The sequence below is a fragment of the Burkholderia sp. AU33803 genome, assembly GCF_002223095.1.
Classification (GTDB): Bacteria; Pseudomonadota; Gammaproteobacteria; order Burkholderiales; family Burkholderiaceae; genus Burkholderia.
The window spans coordinates 272,869-291,863 of record NZ_NKFJ01000005.1 but is presented as its reverse complement, the minus strand read 5'-3'; the positions used below and the strand labels follow the sequence as shown (position 1 = coordinate 291,863).

At 67.3% G+C, this 18,995-nt stretch carries 20 protein-coding genes, 1 tRNA gene and 2 pseudogenes; 12 read left to right on the top strand and 11 right to left on the bottom strand.

The genetic code is table 11. The features are described 5' to 3' along the window. Window positions 1-62: 62 nt before the first annotated feature. From copC to CFB41_RS13205, 4 genes are all read left to right on the top strand, one after another. A complete protein-coding gene (gene copC, locus CFB41_RS13220) occupies window positions 63-437 on the top strand; it encodes a copper homeostasis periplasmic binding protein CopC (RefSeq protein WP_089456777.1) in 375 nt (124 codons plus the stop codon). 63 nt (window positions 438-500) lie between these two features. Beyond that, window positions 501-1,001 carry a DinB family protein gene (locus tag CFB41_RS13215; protein WP_089440832.1) on the top strand — a complete coding sequence of 167 codons (501 nt, stop codon included), beginning with the start codon at window positions 501-503 and terminating at the stop codon, window positions 999-1,001. Between the two features lie 186 nt (window positions 1,002-1,187). Further along, window positions 1,188-1,961: an SDR family oxidoreductase gene (locus CFB41_RS13210; RefSeq protein WP_039368119.1), complete on the top strand. Its 774-nt coding sequence runs from the start codon at window positions 1,188-1,190 to the stop codon at window positions 1,959-1,961. Between the two features lie 166 nt (window positions 1,962-2,127). Further along, window positions 2,128-3,057 (top strand): LysR family transcriptional regulator, encoded by a 930-nt coding sequence (locus CFB41_RS13205; RefSeq protein ID WP_089456776.1) that lies wholly within the window; start codon window positions 2,128-2,130, stop codon window positions 3,055-3,057. A gap of 39 nt (window positions 3,058-3,096) precedes the next feature. Here the strand turns inward: CFB41_RS13205 and CFB41_RS13200 are convergent, their stop codons facing one another. Then, the gene (locus tag CFB41_RS13200) at window positions 3,097-3,993 is read right to left on the bottom strand and encodes a LysR family transcriptional regulator (RefSeq protein WP_089456775.1); all 897 of its coding nucleotides are present in this window, start codon (window positions 3,991-3,993) and stop codon (window positions 3,097-3,099) included. 106 nt (window positions 3,994-4,099) lie between these two features. Here CFB41_RS13200 and CFB41_RS13195 point away from each other — a divergent pair, with 106 nt between their 5' ends. Continuing rightward, window positions 4,100-4,990, top strand: coding sequence for an alpha/beta fold hydrolase (locus tag CFB41_RS13195; protein WP_089456774.1), 891 nt, complete (start codon window positions 4,100-4,102; stop codon window positions 4,988-4,990). A gap of 30 nt (window positions 4,991-5,020) precedes the next feature. Here CFB41_RS13195 and CFB41_RS38585 read toward each other — a convergent pair whose 3' ends face one another. The 3 genes and pseudogenes from CFB41_RS38585 to CFB41_RS13185 form a co-directional block, all read right to left on the bottom strand. Continuing rightward, on the bottom strand, window positions 5,021-5,143 hold the full coding sequence (locus CFB41_RS38585; protein ID WP_373558623.1) for a hypothetical protein: 123 nt from the start codon (window positions 5,141-5,143) through the stop codon (window positions 5,021-5,023). A 19-nt stretch (window positions 5,144-5,162) separates the two neighbouring features. Beyond that, window positions 5,163-5,268: pseudogene (locus tag CFB41_RS38930) on the bottom strand (SDR family NAD(P)-dependent oxidoreductase); the annotation flags it as partial. Window positions 5,269-5,308: 40 nt separating this feature from the next. Further along, the gene (locus CFB41_RS13185) at window positions 5,309-6,046 is read right to left on the bottom strand and encodes an SDR family oxidoreductase (protein WP_089440828.1); all 738 of its coding nucleotides are present in this window, start codon (window positions 6,044-6,046) and stop codon (window positions 5,309-5,311) included. Window positions 6,047-6,163: 117 nt separating this feature from the next. Between CFB41_RS13185 and CFB41_RS13180 the strand changes: the two genes are divergently transcribed. Next, entirely contained in the window at window positions 6,164-7,066 is a 903-nt protein-coding gene (locus CFB41_RS13180; RefSeq protein WP_089456773.1) for a LysR family transcriptional regulator, read from the top strand. Between the two features lie 44 nt (window positions 7,067-7,110). Here CFB41_RS13180 and CFB41_RS38105 read toward each other — a convergent pair whose 3' ends face one another. The 4 genes from CFB41_RS38105 to CFB41_RS13165 all read right to left on the bottom strand — a co-directional run bounded on the left by CFB41_RS38105 (window position 7,111) and on the right by CFB41_RS13165 (window position 9,769). Then, entirely contained in the window at window positions 7,111-7,278 is a 168-nt protein-coding gene (locus CFB41_RS38105) for a hypothetical protein (protein WP_179243653.1), read from the bottom strand. Window positions 7,279-7,424: 146 nt separating this feature from the next. Further along, window positions 7,425-7,509: transfer RNA gene (locus CFB41_RS13175), tRNA-Leu, on the bottom strand. 96 nt (window positions 7,510-7,605) lie between these two features. Continuing rightward, window positions 7,606-8,763: an ABC transporter substrate-binding protein gene (locus CFB41_RS13170; protein WP_089456772.1), complete on the bottom strand. Its 1,158-nt coding sequence runs from the start codon at window positions 8,761-8,763 to the stop codon at window positions 7,606-7,608. A gap of 64 nt (window positions 8,764-8,827) precedes the next feature. Continuing rightward, window positions 8,828-9,769: a CysB family HTH-type transcriptional regulator gene (locus tag CFB41_RS13165; RefSeq protein WP_027785173.1), complete on the bottom strand. Its 942-nt coding sequence runs from the start codon at window positions 9,767-9,769 to the stop codon at window positions 8,828-8,830. Window positions 9,770-9,985: 216 nt separating this feature from the next. Between CFB41_RS13165 and CFB41_RS13160 the strand changes: the two genes are divergently transcribed. The 6 genes and pseudogenes from CFB41_RS13160 (at window position 9,986) to cobA (ending at window position 16,181) form a co-directional block, all read left to right on the top strand. After that, window positions 9,986-11,665, top strand: a complete 1,680-nt coding sequence (locus CFB41_RS13160) for a nitrite/sulfite reductase (RefSeq protein WP_089456771.1) — start codon at window positions 9,986-9,988, stop codon at window positions 11,663-11,665. 25 nt (window positions 11,666-11,690) lie between these two features. Next, window positions 11,691-12,233 carry a DUF934 domain-containing protein gene (locus tag CFB41_RS13155; RefSeq protein ID WP_089456770.1) on the top strand — a complete coding sequence of 181 codons (543 nt, stop codon included), beginning with the start codon at window positions 11,691-11,693 and terminating at the stop codon, window positions 12,231-12,233. Next, window positions 12,230-12,982 carry a phosphoadenylyl-sulfate reductase gene (locus tag CFB41_RS13150; RefSeq protein WP_089456769.1) on the top strand — a complete coding sequence of 251 codons (753 nt, stop codon included), beginning with the start codon at window positions 12,230-12,232 and terminating at the stop codon, window positions 12,980-12,982. Before CFB41_RS13155 ends, CFB41_RS13150 begins: the two co-directional genes overlap by 4 nt. 76 nt (window positions 12,983-13,058) lie before the next feature. Beyond that, entirely contained in the window at window positions 13,059-14,021 is a 963-nt protein-coding gene (gene cysD / locus CFB41_RS13145; RefSeq protein WP_034192618.1) for a sulfate adenylyltransferase subunit CysD, read from the top strand. Window positions 14,022-14,043: 22 nt separating this feature from the next. Further along, window positions 14,044-15,361, top strand: a pseudogene (locus CFB41_RS13140) (sulfate adenylyltransferase subunit 1). Between the two features lie 70 nt (window positions 15,362-15,431). Beyond that, window positions 15,432-16,181: a uroporphyrinogen-III C-methyltransferase gene (gene cobA, locus CFB41_RS13135; protein ID WP_089440821.1), complete on the top strand. Its 750-nt coding sequence runs from the start codon at window positions 15,432-15,434 to the stop codon at window positions 16,179-16,181. Window positions 16,182-16,262: 81 nt separating this feature from the next. On the opposite strand, the gene CFB41_RS13130 is transcribed toward cobA, so the two are convergent. From CFB41_RS13130 to lptF, 3 genes are read right to left on the bottom strand one after another with little or no spacing between them, the layout of a single operon-like run. Beyond that, on the bottom strand, window positions 16,263-16,646 hold the full coding sequence (locus CFB41_RS13130) for a sirohydrochlorin chelatase (protein WP_089456768.1): 384 nt from the start codon (window positions 16,644-16,646) through the stop codon (window positions 16,263-16,265). Between the two features lie 27 nt (window positions 16,647-16,673). Beyond that, window positions 16,674-17,822 carry an LPS export ABC transporter permease LptG gene (gene lptG, locus CFB41_RS13125; protein ID WP_089440819.1) on the bottom strand — a complete coding sequence of 383 codons (1,149 nt, stop codon included), beginning with the start codon at window positions 17,820-17,822 and terminating at the stop codon, window positions 16,674-16,676. 3 nt (window positions 17,823-17,825) lie between these two features. Further along, window positions 17,826-18,917 carry an LPS export ABC transporter permease LptF gene (gene lptF, locus CFB41_RS13120; protein WP_089426121.1) on the bottom strand — a complete coding sequence of 364 codons (1,092 nt, stop codon included), beginning with the start codon at window positions 18,915-18,917 and terminating at the stop codon, window positions 17,826-17,828. Between the last annotated feature and the right edge of the window lie 78 nt (window positions 18,918-18,995).

The window sequence follows — 18,995 nt, the reverse complement described above, 5'->3', positions numbered from 1 at the left end:
GCTGGTAAGCTGCCGGTACGCCGCGCGGGGCGCGGCGCCCGTTCATTCTTCACGGAAAGCACATGCCTTTTGCTTCGTTCCCGTTCGGCCGCCACGCCGCGGCCGTCATCGTTGCCGCGACCTGCTCGTCGGCCGCGTTCGCGCACGCGCACCTCGCGAAGAGCGATCCCGCGGCGGGCGCGTCGGTGGCTGCCGCACCGGCCGCCGTCACGATCGACTTCACCGAGCCGCTGGAGCCGGCGTTCAGTTCGATCGTCGTCGTCGACGGCGACGGCAAGACGGTGTCGGACGGCCGTGCGCGCATCGACGCGTCGAATCGCAAGCGGATGTCGGTGCCGCTCACGGCGGTCGGCACCGGCGCCTATACGGTGAAATGGGTGGCCGTCGCGACCGACGGGCACCGCACGCAGGGCGCGTACGGCTTCAGTGTGAAGTGACGCAACGGCGACGGCAGGCCCGTGCCAGGGTTGCCGTCGCGCCTATCCGACAGGGAGTCCCGCATGAATCCGACGACGCTCGACGCACTCGCCGATTTCCCCCGTCAGCTCGAAGCGCATTTCGCGGCCGTGCCCGACGGCTACGCGCGCTGGACGCCCGATGACTGGGCCGGGATCCCGAGCGAGCATTTCTCGCCGCTCGGGCAGCTCTGCCACGTGCGCGACATCGAGATCGACGGCTATCACGTGCGGCTGCGGCGGATGCTCGACGAAGACCGGCCGCTGCTCGTGTCGATCGACGGCGACGCGCTCGCGATCGAACGCCGCTACAACGACGCGTACGCGTCCGACGTGCTCGCGGCGATCCGCGAAGCGCGGCGCGAGACGCTGGACCTCGTGTCGCGTCTCACGCCCGAACAGCTCGCGCGCACCGGGGAATTCGAAGGCTACGGGTCGCTGACCGTGCGCGGACTCGTCCACTACCTGTGCAGCCACGACCAGCAGCACCTGGCCGGCATGCAGTGGCTGCTCGGCAAGATCGACGCGGCGTTGTACGCGCGCTGAGCGGGCGCCGGGACGGGCGCCACTCGATCGAGGGCAGATTCCGGGGCGGTTGTCGGTGCGGCAGGCTGCACTGCCGCGCTTCGATTGGGCCGTTTTTCTGGATAATCCATCCAGCCGTGCCCGGCTGACCGGTGCGTCGCGCATGCCTACACTCCTAGCTTCGTTCAACGAAAAAAGGAGTCAGCCGTGGCAACTCATACGCTCGCAGACAAGGTCGTCCTGATCGCAGGTGGCGCAAAGAATCTCGGCGGCCTGATCGCGCGGGATCTGGCGAGCCACGGCGCGAAGGCCGTGGCGATTCACTACAACAGCGCCGCGTCGCAGGCGCAGGCCGAGGAGACGGCCGCCGCGGTGCGTGCGGCCGGCGCGGAAGCGGCCACGTTCCAGGGCGACCTGACGACGGCCGCCGCGGTCGAGAAGCTGTTCGACGACGCGAAGCAGCGCTTCGGCAAGATCGACATCGCGATCAACACGGTCGGCAAGGTGCTGAAGAAGCCGTTCACCGAGATCAGCGAGGCCGAGTACGACGAGATGTTCGCGGTCAACAGCAAGTCGGCGTTCTTCTTCATCAAGGAGGCGGGGCGGCACCTCGAGGATCACGGCAAGCTCGTCACGCTCGTGACGTCGCTGCTCGGCGCGTTCACGCCGTTCTATGCGGCGTACGAAGGATCGAAGGCGCCGGTCGAGCATTTCACGCGCGCGGCATCGAAGGAGTACGGTGCGCGCGGGATCTCGGTGACGGCCGTCGGGCCGGGCCCGATGGACACGCCGTTCTTCTACCCGGCCGAGGGCGCCGATGCGGTCGCGTATCACAAGACGGCGGCCGCGCTGTCGCCGTTCAGCAAGACGGGCCTGACCGACATCGAGGACGTCGTGCCGTTCATCCGCCATCTCGTCACCGACGGCTGGTGGATCACGGGCCAGACGATCCTGATCAACGGCGGCTACACGACCAAGTAACCGGCCCGGCAACGGGCCGCGCGGCGCACCGCAATGGCGCGTTTGCGTGGACAATGGACGGGCGCGCAGCCTCGTGGCTGCGTGCCCGTTTTCTCTGTGCCGCCGGACCCGGCCGCGATGCGCGACGGCTGGCGGCGGCGTTCGTCCGAACCTACGTTCCCTGCCGATGGACAAGCTGGATCAGGTCAGAATCTTCCTGCAGGTTGCCGAGATGGGCAGCTTCATCAAGGCCGCGCATGCGCTCGACGTGCCGCGCGCGACCGTGTCGGCGGCCGTCCAGCAACTGGAGACGGCGCTCGGCACGCGTCTCTTGCACCGCACGACACGCCAGGTGCAGCTGACCGCCGACGGCGCGCTGCTGCTCGAACGCGGCCGGCGCCTGCTCGCGGAGGCCGACGAACTCGACCGCCTGTTCCGCCGCCGCGACCGCGACGTGATCGGCCGGCTGAACGTCGACGTGCCGAGCCGGATCGCGCGCCGCATGGTGGCGCCCGCGCTGCCGTCGCTGTTTCACCGTCATCCGAAGCTGCAACTGTCGCTCGGCTCGACCGATCGTTCGATCGACCTGGTGCAGGAGGGCGTCGACTGCGCGATCCGCGTCGGGCGGCTCGCCGACAGCAGCCTCGTTGTGCGGCCGCTCGGGCAGTTCACGCTGATCAACTGCGCGAGCCCCGACTACCTGCGCGAATGCGGCGTGCCCGAGCATCCGGATGCGCTCGCGCACGGACACTGGGCGATCGGCTATGCGTCGCCGACGACCGGGCGCGAACTCGACTGGGAATACTGCACGGACGGCCAGCGATACACACGCATGCTGCCGAGCCGGGTGATCGTCAACAATGCCGAAACCTATATCGCCAGCTGCATCGCCGGGATGGGGCTGATCCAGATTCCGCGCTTCGACGTCCAGCATCTGCTCGACAGCGGCGCACTCGTCGACGTGATGCCCGGCCACCGCGCCGCACCGATGGACGTGTCGGCCGTGTACCCGCACCGGCGCCATCGTTCGCGCCGGCTCAATGCGTTCATCGAATGGTTCGGGGAACTGATGGCGAGCGCGCTGACGAACGGCGGTAAGGGCGCGGAGGGCGACTGACCGTCACAGCCGGTTGTGCTGCGTGCCGTCGTGCCTGTTTCAGCCGGGCAGCGCCGCGAACTGCCGGTTGCGCCCGGTTTCCCGCACAGCGTCGATCAACGCCGCACCGGCGCCGTCCGGTTTCGCCGCGAACGCGTAGAAACGCGCGGCCGGGAGCGCCGGCAGGCCGTCCTGCGGGCCGCATTCGCGCAGGCCGTCGCGCAACTGGCTGCGCGCCAGCGCGGTGACCGCGAAGCCCGCGAGCGCGGCCGACACGCAGCCGGCCATGCTGCTGCTCTCGAACAGCACGCGGAACGGCCGCAGCGCAGCGGCGAGTGCCGCGACGGCGGCTTCGCGATAGACGCACGGCTGCGGAAACAGCGCGAGCGGCACGTCGCCGCCGGCGTCGAGCGTGCGATCCGACGCGAACGCCCACACGAGCGGTTCTTCCCACAGCAGTTCGCCCGGCGTGTCGACCTGCCGGCATTGCTTGCCGAACACGACGTCGAGCCGGCCGAGTGTTTGCTCGCGCAGCAGCGACGCGGTGATCCCGACTTTCAGCTCGATCGACGTGCGCGGGTGGCGGTCGCGAAACGTGCGCAGCACGTGCGGCAGCCACGCACCAGCAAAATCCTCCGATGCGCCGACCCGCAGCGGCCCGTGCGCCGGCGCGCCGCGCAGCCTCGCGCGCACTTCGCGCTCCATGTCGACGATGTTGCGTGCATAGGCGTACAGCGTGTCGCCGGCCGGCGTGAGCGCGATGCGACGGGTGGTGCGCGCGAGCAGCACCGTGCCGGCTGCCTGTTCGAGCCGCTTGATGTGGCCGCTGACGGCGGACGGCGTCAGCGCGAGCCGTTCCGCGGCCGGCGCGAACCCGCGGCTGTCGACGACTTCGAGGAAGGTGCGCAGCAGCGTGATGTCGAGCGAGGTCGACGCGGGATCGGTCAGCGGTTCCATGGATCAATTCAACGTGATACTCGAAGAATGAATCATGATACTCCGTGAATCGTGATGAAATGCCGGCCTACCATCGTGCACTCGGATCGACCCAACGGAGTGCACGATGACGACCTATGCGCATGCGACGACCGCGTCGCTCGACGTTGCCTACCTCGAATGGAATCCGCGCGGCGAGCGCGTGGTCGTGCTGCTGCACGGCTGGCCGGACAGCCCGGTCGGCTGGGAGGCGGTTGCGGCGAGGCTCGCCGCGCACGGCTGCCGCGTGCTCGCGCCCGCGCTGCGCGGTTTTGCCCCGACCCGCTTTCGCGATGCATCCGTGCCGCGCAGCGGCCAGCTCGCGGCGCTCGGGCGCGACCTGCTCGACTTCGTCGATGCGCTCGGCCTCGAGCGGCCCGTGCTGGTCGGGCACGACTGGGGTGCGCGGGCGGCCGCGAACGCGTGCGGGCTGCGTGAAGGTGCCGCATCGCATCTCGTGATGCTGTCGGTCGGGTACGGCACCAACGATCCCGGGCAGCCGCTGTCGCTGCAGCAGGCGCGCAACTACTGGTATCACTGGTTCATGGCGACGCCGCGTGGCGAGCAGGCGTTGCGCGATGATCGCCGCGCGTTTGCCCGCCTGATGTGGGACACGTGGTCGCCGCCGGGCTGGTATCGCGACAGCGATTTCGACGCGGCCGCCGCCGCGTTCGACGGGCCCGACTGGATCGACGTCGTCCTGCATTCGTACCGGCATCGATGGGGATTCGCACCGGGCACGCCGGCCTATGCCGACGACGATGCGCGGCTGAATCCCGCACCGGTGCTGGCGCTGCCGACGCTCGTACTGCACGGCGGCGCGGACACCTGCAATCATCCGGACAGCTCGGCCGGCCGCGAGCGGTTCTTTGCAGGGCGCTACGCGCGCCAGGTGCTGGACGGTGTCGGCCACTTTCCGCAGCGCGAGGCGCCGGCGGCGGTCGCCGACGCGATCCTCGGCTTCTGCGAGCCAGGCTGAGGCGCGCCGGCGTGACCTGCGCACGGTGGATCAGCCGCCGACGCGGGCCGCGAGCAGGTCGGCGAGGCCGATGTTCCTGAACATCTCGCGGCGAATGCGATCGCCGACGCGGAACCCTTCCTCCGCACCGTCCTGCGACGGATCGACGAACACGCGGTACGGGCGCTTGCCGGCCGGGGCGGCGACGCGTAGACGGTATGGCCGGCGCGGGCGAGCGCCTGGGCCGTCAGCAGGCCGAAGCCGCTGGACGCGCCCGTGACGAGAATGACTTCCTTCATGATCGCTCTCCGCTAAGCGGCGGGCGTGGCAGGCGGCCGGTCAGCACATGCCGCCGTTGGCGCGCAGGACCTGGCCGTTGACCCACGCGCCGTCCGGGCCGGCGAGGAAGGCGACCACGCGCGCGATGTCGTCGGGCTGGCCGAGCCGCTCGAGCGGATTCAGCTTCGCGAGCCGATCGACGAGTTCGGGGCTCTTGCCCTGCAGGAACAACTCGGTCGCGACCGGTCCCGGCGCGACGGCGTTCACGCTGATGCCGCGGCCGCGCATCTCCTGCGCGAGCACCTGCGTCAGGCTTTCGACCGCCGCCTTGCTGGCGACGTACACACCGTAAGTCGGCATGCGCATGCCGATCACGCTGGTCGACAGGTTGATGATGCGTCCGCCGTCGCGCACCCGCCTGGCCGCTTCGCGGCAGACGTTGAACGTGCCTTTCACGTTGATGGTGATCGTTTCGTCGAAGAGCGCATCGTCGCAGTCGGCGATGGTCGCCAGCTTCATCACGCCCGCGGAGTTGACCACCACATCCAGACCGCCGAATGCTTGTTGTGCGGCGTCGAACAGCGCGGCCACGGCCGCCGGATCGGCGACGTTCGCCTGCACCGCGATAGCATGGCCGCCGCCGGCGACGATCGCGTCGACCACTTCCTGCGCGGGGCCGGCGCCGCCCGCATAGTTCACGACGACCCTGAAACCGTCGCGGGCGAGACGGCGGGCGATTTCCGCACCGATGCCGCGCGACGAGCCCGTGACGAGGGCGACCTGTTCCGATGTGCTCATGTCCTGCTCCTTGGTTCGTGAGTGCCGTGCGATCCGGCGACAGGACTAATGTAGGCTTCCTCGATTAATAAGAATAATGAATACTGATCAGATCAAGAATGACTAAAAGTATGTCTCATGACATTCGACAGCAGGCTGTTGAGCGGGATCGGCGTGCTCTCGGCGGTGATCGAGGCCGGCACCTTTGCGCGCGCCGGCGAGGCGATGGGGTTGACGCAGCCGGCGGTGAGCCGTGCCGTCGCCCGGCTGGAGGAGCGCGTCGGCATCCGGATCTTCAACCGCACGGCCCGTGCGATCACGCTGACCGACGAAGGGCGGCGCTTCTATGAAGCGGTCGCGCCGCTGCTGGCCGGCATCGAGGACGCGGCGATCAACGCCGGCCAGTCGAAGGCGCGTGTCAGGGGGCGGCTGCGCGTCAACGTCGACGCGACGTTCGGCCACTACGTGCTGGCGCCGAAGATGGTCGAGTTTCTCGACCGCTTTCCCGACCTGTCCGTCGAAATCAGCGTGCGTGACCGGATGGGCGACCTCGTCGCCGACGGTTTCGACGTGGCGGTGCGGTTCGGCATTCCCGAGCCTTCGTCATACCGTGCGCGGCTGCTGCTGGAAACGCGCGTGCTGACCTGCGCGTCGGCGGCCTATGTCGCGCGTCACGGCGAACCGCGGCACCCGCGGGATCTCGCGAACGGGCATCGCTGCGTGCTGATCCGCGATCCGGTGACGGGGCGGCCGTTCGAATGGGCGTTTCATCGCGGCAAGGAGGTGGTGCCGTTCGATGCCGCCGGCCGGCTGATGGTCAACGATACGGGCATGCTGCTCGGCGCGTGCCTGGGCGGCGCGGGAATTGCCCAGCTGCTGGAACTCTATGCGCGCGACATCCTTGCCGACGGGCGGCTGGTGCTGCTGCTGCCGGAATGGGCGGACGAGACGTTTCCGCTCTACGCATATCACCACGCGTCCAATCTCGTTTCCGCGAAGGTGCGCGTGTTTCTCGACTTCGTGCGGGCGTTGATGGCCTGAGCCTGAACTCGGCTCGACGTGCCGACGATGGCCTTCCCGTCGATTCATTCGGTGCGATGCGGAATGCTGTCCGGGAACGGATAGGGCGCGTGCGGGCCCGGCCAGTCGGGCACCGGCGGCGCGGTCAGGATGTCGCAGCCGGCCAGCATGATCGACAGCACCAGGGCGAGCGCGCGGCGGCAGAGCGGAGATGAAATCGGGCGCATGGACATGGCGAGCCTCCGTGCCGCGCATCCTCATGACGCTTGGACTGTTGCACGGGGGCACGCGTTGCGGTGCGCGACAAAAACAAAAAACCCGCGAAGCGGCGAGCTTGCGCGGGTTTCGGAAGGCGCAGCGCTTCACGCTGCGAGAATGCTGGTGCCCAGGGCCGGAATCGAACCGGCACGCCTTGCGGCGGGGGATTTTGAGTCCCCTGCGTCTACCAATTTCACCACCTGGGCTTGATCCTGGCCGCGCATGCGATGGTGCGCGGCGAAACGCGGATTATGTCCGAAATCCTGCCGCCGGGCAAGCTGCCCGGTTGCGGGCCGCCCAAGTCACTGACTCAGGTAGACGAACCGGCCCTGCTTGACGATCCCCATCACGCTCGCACGCTGGTCGAGTCCCACATGGTCCTTGTCGCTCGTGTTGACGACCCCGTTCGGCACGACCAGCTCGTGCGCGTGTTCCAGCTCGCGCCGCAGCGCCGCGCGGAACGCCGGCGTGCCGGGCTGCGCGGCCTTCAGCGCGCGGCCGACCGCGTCGGCGAGGCGCGGGTAGACGCCCGCCGCGTCGCCCGCGAACTGTGTGACCGTGCCGGCGCCGTACTTCGCTTCGTACGCGTCGACGAACGCGAGCGCGGCCTTGCGGGCCGGATGATCGGCCGGCAGCGTGCGCGCGACGACCACCGGCTGGGTCGGGAACAGCGTCCCGTCGACGTCCTTGCCGCCCAGCTTGATGAATTCCGGTGTCGCGATCCCGTGCGTTTGGTAGACCGGGCCCTTGTAGCCGCGCTCGATCAGCGTGCGCTGCGGCAGCACGGCCGGCGTGCCCGAGCCCGCGATCAGGATCGCGTCGGGTTTCGCCGCGATCAGCTTCAGCGCCTGGCCCGTGACGCTCGCGTCGGTGCGGTTGAAGCGCTCGGTCGCGACCACGCGGATCTTGCGCAGGTCCGCGAAGCGTGTGAACTCGTTCAGCCAGCTGTCGCCGTAGCTGTCCGCGAAGCCGATGAAGCCGACCGTCTTCACGCCGTGGTTCGCCATATAGCGCGTCATCACGTCCGCCATCGCGCGGTCGCTCTGCGCCATCTTGAACGCCCAGGTCCGCGCGCCTTCCTGCGGCTCGACGATCGCGCCGGAGCCGACCAGCGTGATCATCGGCGTCTGCCCGGCGGCCACCGCATCGAGCGCCGCGAGCGCGGCCGGCGTGATGTTCGGCCCGACCACGACGTCGACATGATCCTCGTCGACCAGCTTGCGGATGTTGCGCACCGCGGTGCCCGGGTCGGACGCATCGTCGAGCACCGTCACCTGCACCGGCTGCCCTGCGATCGTCTTCGGCCACATCAGGATCGCGTTCTTGCTCGTGATGCCGATCGCGGCGGCCGGGCCGGTCGACGACAGGTCGACGCCGACCTTCAGATCTGCATGCGCGGCGGCGCAGGCCAGTACGAGGGCGCCGGCAGTGGCGCGGCGCAACAGGGCGGGAAGCGTCATGCGGAATTCTCCGTCGGACAGCAAAAAGGGGCGCGATGTGCGCCCCCGTGTTTATACACGCCGCTCAGAGTTCGTACGATTCGGATTCGCCCTTGAGCGCCTGCTCGATCAGCTTGCGGTTCAGCGTCGGCGACAGCAGTTCGACCAGCGTATACACATAGCTGCGCAGGTAGGCGCCCTGCTTGAGCGCGACGCGCGTCACGTTGCTGCCGAACAGGTGGCCGACCGGGATCAGCCGCAGGCCGCGGTCGCGCTCGGGATTGAACGCGATGTCGGCCATGATGCCGACGCCGAGGCCGAGCTCGACGTAGGTCTTGATCACGTCGGCGTCGATCGCCTCGAGCACGATGTCCGGCGACAGCCCGCGCAGCGCGAACGCATGGTTGATCTTCTTGCGGCCCGCGAACGCGTCGTCGTACGTGATCAGCGGGTACTGCGCGAGGTCGTCGAGCGTGACCGGCTTGCGCTCGAGCAGCGGATGGTCGGCCGGCACGACGGCCGCGTGGTGCCACTGGAAGCAGGGCAGCGACACGAGTTCCTTGTAGTCGGAGATCGCCTCGGTCGCGATCGCGAGATCGGCCTGGTCGTGGATCACCATCTCGGCCACCTGCGTCGGGCTGCCCTGCAGGATCGACAGGTGGACCTTCGGGAAGCGCTTCTTGAACTCGGCGATCGCGGCCGGCAACGAGTAGCGGGCCTGCGTGTGGGTCGCGGCGATGGTCAGGTTGCCCTGATCCTGCGCGGCATAATCCTTCCCGACCCTTTTGAGGCTTTCAACCTCCTGGAGAATCCGCTCGACCGACGCGAGGATGATCCGGCCCGGCTCGGTGAGCGAGCGCACGCGCTTGCCGTGCCGCGTGAAGATCTCGACGCCCAGCTCGTCCTCGAGCTCGATGATCGCCTTCGATACCCCCGGTTGCGACGTGTAGAGCGCCTTGGCGGCCTCGGTGAGGTTGAAATTCTGCCGGACGGCCTCGCGCACGAAGCGAAATTGGTGCAGGTTCATTTATAACCCTTCCGCATATCAACAGAATTTTTTAGTCGTTTGAAATATAAGGCGAGTTTATTACGATTCACCGGAGTTTTTCAAATATGGATATCTGTTTTCGTCATTAGCAATCCAGCCGGGCAGCGGAAGGCCGGCGATAGCGGCGGAACGGAGATTCGGGCGCGACGTGGCTAGGACGTCGCGCGGTCACCACGAAAACCCTGGGGTCCCCGAATGTATCAGTACGACCAATACGACCAGACGATCGTCGACGAGCGTGTCGCGCAGTACCGCGATCAGGTGCGCCGCCGGCTGTCGGGCGAGTTGAGCGAAGACGAGTTCCGTCCGCTGCGCCTGCAGAACGGCCTGTACATGCAGCGCCACGCGTACATGCACCGCATCGCGATTCCGTACGGCAACCTGCGCAGCGACCAGCTCCGGATGCTGGCGCGCATTGCCCGCGAACACGACCGCGGCTACGGTCACTTCTCGACCCGCTCGAACATCCAGTTCAACTGGATCAAGCTGGAAGAAACGCCCGAGATCCTCGCGAAGCTCGCGTCGGTGCAGATGCACGGCATCCAGACGTCGGGCAACTGCATCCGCAACATCACCGCCGACCAGTTCGCCGGCGTCGCGCAGGACGAAGAGATCGATCCGCGTCCGTGGTCGGAAATCCTGCGTCAGTGGTCGACGTTCCATCCCGAATTCGCCTGGCTGCCGCGCAAGTTCAAGATCGCGGTGTCGGGCTCGAAGGACGACCGTGCGGCCGTGCAGATCCACGACCTCGGCGTGTACCTGAAGAAGAACGCGCAGGGCGAAGTGGTCGCGAGCATCCTCGCGGGCGGCGGCCTCGGCCGTACGCCGATCATCGGCGCGGTGATCAAGGAAGACCTGCCGTGGCAGCACCTGCTCACCTATTGCGAAGCCGTGCTGCGCGTGTACAACCGTTACGGCCGCCGCGACAACCTGTACAAGGCGCGCATCAAGATCCTCGTGAAGGCGTTGTCGCCCGCGAAGTTCGCGCAGCAGGTCGAGGAAGAGTGGCAGCACCTGAAGGACGGCCCGTCGACGCTCACGCAGGCGGAAGTCGACCGCGTGTCGCAGTACTTCCAGCCGCCCGTCTACGAGAAGCTGCCCGATACCGACGCATCGTTCGAACAGCACCTGCTCGAGAACAAGGCGTTCGCGCGCTGGGTCGAGCGTAACGTCGCCCCGCACAAGGTGGCCGGGTATGCCGCCGTCACGCTGTCGCTGAAGGATCACCGTGTCGCGCCGGGTGACGCGACCGACCAGCAGATGGAGCTGGTGGCCGACTGGGCCGACGCGTACTCGTTCGGCGAGCTGCGCGTGTCGCACGAGCAGAACCTGATTCTCGCGAACGTGAAGAAGCGCGACCTGTTCGCCCTGTGGGAAAAGGCGAAGGCAGCCGGTTTCGCGACGCCGAACATCGGCCTGCTGACCGACATCATCGCGTGCCCGGGCGGCGACTTCTGCTCGCTCGCGAACGCGAAGTCGATCCCGATCGCGCTGGCGATCCAGCAGCGCTTCGACGATCTCGACTATGTGTACGACCTCGGCGACCTGTCGCTGAACATTTCCGGTTGCATGAACTCGTGCGGTCACCACCACGTCGGCAACATCGGCATCCTCGGCGTCGACAAGGACGGCGCCGAGTGGTACCAGGTGTCGCTCGGCGGCGAGCAGGGCACGGGCCGGAACGGCGCGCGCCTCGGCCGCGTGATCGGGCCGTCGTTCTCGGCGGAAGAAGTGCCCGACGTGATCGCGAAGCTGATCGACACGTTCGTCGAATCGCGCGTCGACGGCGAGCGCTTCGTCGACACGTACGATCGCATCGGCATCGCGCCGTTCAAGGAGCGCGTGTATGCGGCGCGCCAGGCAGTGAACGCGTAACCAACCGGGTAGAAGGAATTAGCAGATGGCTTCGATTATCAAGAACCGCGCAGTGATCGACGATGCATGGCAGGTCGTGCGCGCGGCGGAAGACGGTGCACTGCCCGCGGTCGACGCGTTGCCGGCCGGCAAGGTGCTGGTGCCGTTCGCGTTGTGGCAGGCCGAGCGCGCGGCGCTCGTCGCCGCGAAGACGAAGGACGAGCTCGGCGTGTGGCTCGCACCGGACAGCGAGCCGGCCGATCTCGTGGCCGATTTCGGCGCGATTTCGCTGATCGCGGTCGATTTCCCGCGCTTCGCGGACGGTCGCGGCTACAGCATCGCGCGCCTGCTTCGCGAGCGCCACGGCTGGACGGGTGAACTGCGCGCGATCGGCGACGTGCTGCGCGACCAGTTGCTGTACATGTCGCGTTGCGGCTTCGACGCCTACGCGGTGCGTGCCGACAAGGACATCCACGACGCGCTGAATGCGTTCACGGAATTCACGCAGCGTTACCAGGGCGCGTTCGACCAGCCCGAACCGCTGTTCCGCCGCCGCGCCGCAGCGGCACAAGCGAAGGTGAACGCATGAGCACCGCGACCGCCACCGCGCTGACGCCGGAACTCGCGGCGAAGGTCGAGCGCCTCGATGCGCTGCTCGCGCAGATCGGTGCCCGTCACGAGAAGGTGAAGTTCGCGAGCAGCCTCGCGGCGGAAGACATGCTGCTGACGCATGCGATCCTGTCGAAGGGCGTGCGGATCGGCATCTTCTCGCTGAACACGGGCCGCCTGCACGCGGAAACGCTCGGCATGATCGACCGTGTGCGCGAGCGCTACGGCTACGAGATCGAGCAGTTCCATCCGCAGCAGGACGCGGTCGACCAGTATGTCGCGGAGCACGGCCTGAATGCGTTCTACGAGAGCGTCGAGCTGCGCAAGTCGTGCTGCCACATCCGCAAGGTCGAGCCGTTGAATCGCGCGCTCGCCGACGTCGACGCATGGGTCACCGGCCAGCGTCGCGAGCAGTCGGTCACGCGTGCCGAGCTGCACGAGGAAGAACAGGACGAAGCGCGCGGGATCGCGAAGTACAACCCGCTCGCCGACTGGACGGAAAGCGACGTGTGGGCGTACCTTAACGCGTTTGACGTGCCGGTGAATCCGCTGCATGCACGCGGCTACCCGAGCATCGGCTGCGAGCCGTGTACGCGGGCGATCCGTCCCGGCGAGGACAGCCGCGCGGGCCGCTGGTGGTGGGAGTCGCGCGATACGAAGGAATGCGGCTTGCACATCACGACGATCACGCCGATTCCCGCGGACGCCGCTGCCGGCGCCACGCACTGAAAGCCTGACAAGAAACTGAATATTGCGCCGCCTGCGACAGCGGGCGGCACGAACCCAGAAGAGAAGGACTGAAATCATGAGCACGACGCTCGAGCAATCCGCCTTTGCCCCGCCCGCCGGTGCCGACAACCGCATGGGCCACCTCGACTGGCTCGAAGCCGAGTCGATCCACATCCTGCGCGAACTGGTCGCCGAATGCAGCAAGCCGGCGCTGTTGTTCTCGGGCGGCAAGGATTCGGTCGTCGTGCTGCATCTGGCGCTGAAGGCATTCGGCCTCGGCGCGAACCGCAAGACGACGCTGCCGTTCCCGCTCGTGCACATCGATACGGGCCACAACTACGAAGAAGTGATCGACTTCCGCGATCGCCGCGCGCAAGAGCTCGGCGCCGAGCTGGTCGTCGGCCACGTCGAGGATTCGATCAAGCGCGGCACGGTCGTGCTGCGCCGCGAAACCGATTCGCGCAATGCCGCGCAGGCCGTCACGCTGCTCGAGACGATCGAGCAGCATGGCTATACGGCGCTGATCGGCGGCGCGCGCCGCGACGAAGAGAAGGCGCGTGCGAAGGAGCGCATCTTCTCGTTCCGCGACGAATTCGGCCAATGGGATCCGAAGGCGCAGCGCCCGGAACTGTGGAGCCTGTACAACGCCCGCCTGCACAAGGGCGAGCACCTGCGCGTGTTCCCGATCTCGAACTGGACCGAGCTCGACGTGTGGCAGTACATCGCGCGCGAGAACCTCGAACTGCCGTCGATCTATTACGCGCACCAGCGCGAGATCGTGCGCCGCAACGGGCTGCTCGTGCCCGTCACGCCGCTCACGCCGATGCGTGACGGCGAGACGAGCGAGCTCGCGCAGGTGCGCTTCCGCACCGTCGGCGACATCTCCTGCACGTGCCCGGTCGAGAGCGACGCGGACGACGTCGAGAAGATCATCGCCGAGACGGCGGTGACCGAGATCACCGAGCGCGGCGCGACCCGGATGGACGACCAGGCCTCCGAAGCCGCGATGGAACAGCGCAAGAAGCAAGGTTATTTCTGAAGCACACGAGGACATTCACATCATGAGCATCATCGAGAACACCGAAGACCTCGGCGTGCTGCGCTTCATTACCGCAGGCAGCGTCGACGACGGCAAGAGCACGCTGATCGGTCGCCTGCTGTACGACAGCAAGGCCGTGCTGTCCGACCAGCTGTCCGCGCTGTCGCGTGCGAAGAACAAGCGCACGGTCGGCGACGAGCTCGACCTCGCGCTGCTGACCGACGGCCTCGAAGCCGAGCGCGAGCAGGGCATTACGATCGACGTCGCGTACCGCTACTTCGCGACCGCGAAGCGCAAGTTCATCATCGCCGATACGCCGGGCCACGAGCAGTACACGCGCAACATGGTGACGGGCGCATCGACCGCGCACGCGGCGATCGTGTTGATCGACGCGACGCGCATCACGGTCGAGAACGGTGTCGTGCAACTCCTGCCGCAGACCAAGCGCCACAGCGCGATCGTCAAGCTGCTCGGGCTGCAGCACGTGATCGTCGCGATCAACAAGATGGACCTGGTCGACTACAGCGAAGCGCGCTTCAACGAGATCCGCGACGCATACGTCACGCTCGCGAAGCAGCTCGGCCTGAACGACGTGCGCTTCGTGCCGGTGTCGGCGCTGAAGGGCGACAACATCGTCGGCGCGAGCGAGCGCATGCCGTGGTACGCGGGCGAACCGCTGCTCGACGTGCTCGAATCGCTGCCGGTCGAGACGCAGGCGCATGACGCGCTGCGCTTCCCGGTGCAGTGGGTCGCGCGCCAGGACGGCAGCTCGGCGGACGATTTCCGCGGCTACATGGGCCGGATCGAGTCGGGCGAAGTGAAGGTCGGCGACGAGATCGTCGTGCTGCCGTCGAACCGCACGGCGACGGTCGCCGAGATCGTCGCGCCGGTGCCGGGCGGCACCGCGTCCGTGCCGCACGCATTCGCGGGCCAGACCGTGACGATCCGCCTCGCGGAAGACGTCGACGTGTCGCGCGGCGACATGTTCGTCACGTCCGGCGAGCCGGTCGAGCCGGCGAAGAAGCTCGAAGCCGATCTGTGCTGGTTCGACGAGACGCCGCTGTCGCCGCAGCGCAAATACCTGCTGAAGCAGACCACCAGCACGGTGTTCGCGAAGATCGGCGGCGTCAAGCAGGTGCTCGACGTGCACACGTTGTCGCACGCGACCGACCGTCACGATCTGAAGATGAACGACATCGGCCGCGTCGCAGCTGACGCTGCAGAAGCCGATCGTATGCGACACGTACGACGCGCATCCGGGTACCGGTGCGTTCGTGCTGATCGACGAGGCGACGCATCACACGGTCGCCGCAGGGATGATCCGGGCGTTCTCGGCATGACCGGGCAACCGCGCCGCTTCGCGGCGGCGCGGGCCGGAGCCGACGCCCGCTGGAAGGCGAAGCGACAAACATGGGCAAGGTGTATCTGATCGGAGCAGGGCCGGGCGCGGCCGACCTCATCACGGTGCGCGGCGCGCGGCTGCTCGAGCAGGCGGACGTCGTGCTGCACGACGCGCTCGTCGAGCCCGCGATGCTCGACTACGCGCCGAATGCGCGCCGGATCGCCGTCGGCAAGCGCTGCGGGCAGCGCTCGACCGCGCAGCACTTCATCAACAAGCAGATCGTCGATGCGGCACGCGAGCACGCGTGCGTCGTGCGGCTGAAGGGCGGCGACCCGATGCTGTTCGGTCGCGCCGAAGAGGAGATGCGCGCGCTGGAAGCGGCCGGCATCGACTACGAGGTCGTGCCGGGCATCACCGCGGCGCTGGCCGGCGCGGCGACGCTGAAGCGTTCGCTGACGTTGCGCGGCGTGTCGCGCAGCGTCGCGTTCGCGACGCACAGCCGCGCGCCGGGCAGCGACGAGATTCGCGAAGCCGCGCGCGCCGATTCGATCGTCTATTACATGGGCCGCGACAGCGCGCCCGGCATCGCGCAGGAACTGATCGACGCGGGCCGTGCGCCGGCGACGCCGGTGGCGATCGTCGAGGCGTGCAGCACCGCGCGCGAACGCACGCTGACGCTGACGCTCGGGCAGATGGCGGCGGGCGACGCGCAGGCGTGGCTCGATCCCGCCGAACCGAGCCTGCTGATGATCGGCGATGCGTTCGCCGAGCGCGCCGGGCAGGCGAAAGCGGGCGATGCGCTGCGAAATGCGGCCTGAGCGGAATCCGGCTGGAGTCCCAAATGAAAAAAGCGCTGGCGGAAGCCGGCGCTTTTTCTTTGTGGGCCGTGACGGCGTGATTTACGCGTCGTCGCCGATCTGGTCGATGCAGTAGCGCGCGATCGCGTCGAGCACGCCGTCGTCTTCGCCGACGGCCGTCGCGCAGCGGATCTCGACACCCGGATGCACGGCGCGGCACGCGTCGACGAGTTGCGGCAGGTCGCGGCGGACATGGCCGCCCTGGCCGAAGAACACGGGCACCACGGTGATGTGCGTGCAGCCGGCCGCGACCTGCTCGGCGACCGCGTCACCGAGCGACGGCGTCATCAGTTCGAGGAACGCGAGCGACACATGTGCGGCGGGGGAGGGGGCGCCGCGCAGCCGCGCGGCGAGCCGTTCGAACGGCTCGGCCCAGCGCGGATCACGCGCGCCGTGGCCGAACAGGATGATGCCGTGCGAACTCATGTCGAACCCTCCGTCGTGACGCGGCGCTCAGTGCCGGTCGACCCACTTGAGCGCGAACAGGCCGAGCGCGAGATAGATCAGGCCCGGCGTCGCCGCGGTGAGCGGCGCGGGCCACGTGTTCAGCGTGCCGATGTGCGAGAACAGCGTGTTGAGGAGCTGGAAGCTCATGCCGAGCATGATGCCGCCGAACACCTTCACGCCGACCACGCCCGCACGCGTGTGCAGGTACGCGAACGGCAGCGACAGCACGAGCATCACGAACACCGCGAATGGATACAGCAGCTTGCGCCACAGGGCGATGTCGTAGCGCTGCGTGTCCTGCTGGTTCTCGCGCAAATGCTGGATGTAGCGGAACAGGTTGATGATCGACATGCGATCCGGCGACACGAGCAGCACCGACAGGATCTGCGGCGTCAGGTCCGAGCGCAGCCGGTATTCGGGCAGCGATACCTGCTGCGACCGGTACACAGGGTTCAGCGCGTCGGCCGGCTGGCCCGCGATCGGCTTGATCGGCGTCAGCTCGGTTTCGTTGACGCCCTTCAGCAGCCAGTGGCCGGGCGGCTCGTAGCGGCCCGTCTGCGCGATCCGCACGTTGCGCAGCTGGAATTTCGAATCGAATTCGTAGATGCGCACGTTGCTGATCGTCGAGTCGGGCGACAGGCTGCCGACGTTGACGAAACGCGTGACCTGCTCGCCGTTTTCACGGGCCGCGAGCGTGTCCTTCACCCACACGCCCGACTGGAAGTTCGACGACACCGATGCACCGAGCGCCTGCAGCCGCACGCGTTCGGACAGCTGGTCGGCGTACGGGCCGACGAATTCGCCGATCAGGTAGGTGACGATCACGAGCGGCACGCCGATCTTCAGCAGCGAGCGCAGCGCCTGGTTGGTCGCGAGGCCCGACACGCGGAAGATCGTGAATTCCGAGTTCGCGGCCATCTGCGCGAACACGTAGATCGCGCTGATCAGCGCGGCGACCGGGATGATTTCGTAGAAGCGCGACGGGGTCTGCAGCGCGACGCGCAGCACCGCGTAGCCGAACTTGTAGTTGCCGTGCCCGACCGAGTTCAGTTCGCTGATCAGGTCGAAGAAGAAGAACAGGCCCGAGAACGCGAACAGGATGAAGACGAACGTGACGTAGATCTGTCGCGCGAAGTACTTTTCATAGAGCCGCATCGATCATGCTCCCGAGCGGCCGAACAGCGCGCGTGTAAACAGCGGACGATTGCGCACGCGCAACCAGAAGATGAACGCGACGATCGCCGCGACGACCAGATGCAGGCCGACGAGACCGACGCCGAACGACATCTTCCCCTGCTCGATCTGCGACTGCACCACGTTCAGCAGGTTCGAGTACGTGAGGTAGATCAGCACGGCCATCACGAGGTTGATCGTGCGGCTGCGGCGCGGGTTCTGGTACGACAGCGGAATGCCGAGCACCATCAGGTTGATCGCGATCAGCGGCAGCCCGGCGCGCCACGCGAATTCCGCGAGGTTGTCGTTCGTCGGGTTGCGCAGCAGGTCCGGGGTCGGCGTGCTGTTGGTGGTCTGCACGTTGGTGACCGGGGTGCTCGTGATCTTCACGCCGTAGCGCTCGAACTCCATGATCTTGAAGTTCGGCTGGCCGGGCGTGCCGTCGTAGCGGCGGCCGTCCTCCAGGACGACGAAGCGGCTGCCGTCTCGCGTTTCCGTGTGCCCGGTCTGCGACACGACCACGTTGACCTTGCCGTTCTCGGTCGAGGTCACGAACACGTTCTGCACCTTGCTCTGGTCGGGCGTCATCTTCTCGATGAAGAACACGCGGTGGTTCGACGCCGATTCGCGGAACTGGCCCGGCGCGAGCAGCGAGATCTCGTCGCGCTGCTGGAAGCGCGCCTTGATCATCTTGCTTTGCTGGTTCGACCACGGCCAGCCGACGAACGCGAAGAAGGCGATCAGCAGGATGATCGGCGTGGCGAACACGCCGATCGGCTTGATGAGGCGCGTAAGGCTCACGCCGGACGCGAGCCACACGACCATTTCGGAGTCCCGGTACCACCGGGTCAGCACGAACAGGATCGACACGAACAGCGTGACGACGAGCATCACGGCGAGGTAGCCGATCACGGTGAGGCCGATCAGCACGAGGACGTCCCGCGGATCGATTTCACCGGACGCGGCGTAGCCGACGATGCGGATCATCATCGTCGTGAGCATGATCGTGAGCAGCACCATGAACACGGCGCCAGCCGTATACGCAAGCTCGCGCTGGAGGGAGCGTTCGAAGATCATTCTTGATGAGAAGAGGGCGGGAGGCTGCGCACGCGTGGTGGAGCGCTCGCGCCGCCACGGGAAAAATAGCGGATAATT

Excerpts from the sequence above, each read along its gene's own strand:
- CFB41_RS13200 (WP_089456775.1), bottom strand. The coding sequence starts at position 3,993 with ATGGAACCGCTGACCGATCCCGCGTCGACCTCGCTCGACATCACGCTG.
- lptG (WP_089440819.1), bottom strand. The coding sequence starts at position 17,822 with ATGCGGCTCTATGAAAAGTACTTCGCGCGACAGATCTACGTCACGTTC.
- CFB41_RS13180 (WP_089456773.1), top strand. The coding sequence starts at position 6,164 with ATGACATTCGACAGCAGGCTGTTGAGCGGGATCGGCGTGCTCTCGGCG.
- CFB41_RS38105 (WP_179243653.1), bottom strand. The coding sequence starts at position 7,278 with ATGTCCATGCGCCCGATTTCATCTCCGCTCTGCCGCCGCGCGCTCGCC.
- copC (WP_089456777.1), top strand. The coding sequence starts at position 63 with ATGCCTTTTGCTTCGTTCCCGTTCGGCCGCCACGCCGCGGCCGTCATC.
- CFB41_RS13215 (WP_089440832.1), top strand. The coding sequence starts at position 501 with ATGAATCCGACGACGCTCGACGCACTCGCCGATTTCCCCCGTCAGCTC.
- cysD (WP_034192618.1), top strand. The coding sequence starts at position 13,059 with ATGAGCACGACGCTCGAGCAATCCGCCTTTGCCCCGCCCGCCGGTGCC.
- lptF (WP_089426121.1), bottom strand. The coding sequence starts at position 18,917 with ATGATCTTCGAACGCTCCCTCCAGCGCGAGCTTGCGTATACGGCTGGC.
- CFB41_RS13160 (WP_089456771.1), top strand. The coding sequence starts at position 9,986 with ATGTATCAGTACGACCAATACGACCAGACGATCGTCGACGAGCGTGTC.
- CFB41_RS13150 (WP_089456769.1), top strand. The coding sequence starts at position 12,230 with ATGAGCACCGCGACCGCCACCGCGCTGACGCCGGAACTCGCGGCGAAG.
- CFB41_RS13185 (WP_089440828.1), bottom strand. The coding sequence starts at position 6,046 with ATGAGCACATCGGAACAGGTCGCCCTCGTCACGGGCTCGTCGCGCGGC.
- CFB41_RS13170 (WP_089456772.1), bottom strand. The coding sequence starts at position 8,763 with ATGACGCTTCCCGCCCTGTTGCGCCGCGCCACTGCCGGCGCCCTCGTA.
- CFB41_RS13165 (WP_027785173.1), bottom strand. The coding sequence starts at position 9,769 with ATGAACCTGCACCAATTTCGCTTCGTGCGCGAGGCCGTCCGGCAGAAT.
- cobA (WP_089440821.1), top strand. The coding sequence starts at position 15,432 with ATGGGCAAGGTGTATCTGATCGGAGCAGGGCCGGGCGCGGCCGACCTC.
- CFB41_RS13195 (WP_089456774.1), top strand. The coding sequence starts at position 4,100 with ATGACGACCTATGCGCATGCGACGACCGCGTCGCTCGACGTTGCCTAC.
- CFB41_RS13130 (WP_089456768.1), bottom strand. The coding sequence starts at position 16,646 with ATGAGTTCGCACGGCATCATCCTGTTCGGCCACGGCGCGCGTGATCCG.
- CFB41_RS13205 (WP_089456776.1), top strand. The coding sequence starts at position 2,128 with ATGGACAAGCTGGATCAGGTCAGAATCTTCCTGCAGGTTGCCGAGATG.
- CFB41_RS13155 (WP_089456770.1), top strand. The coding sequence starts at position 11,691 with ATGGCTTCGATTATCAAGAACCGCGCAGTGATCGACGATGCATGGCAG.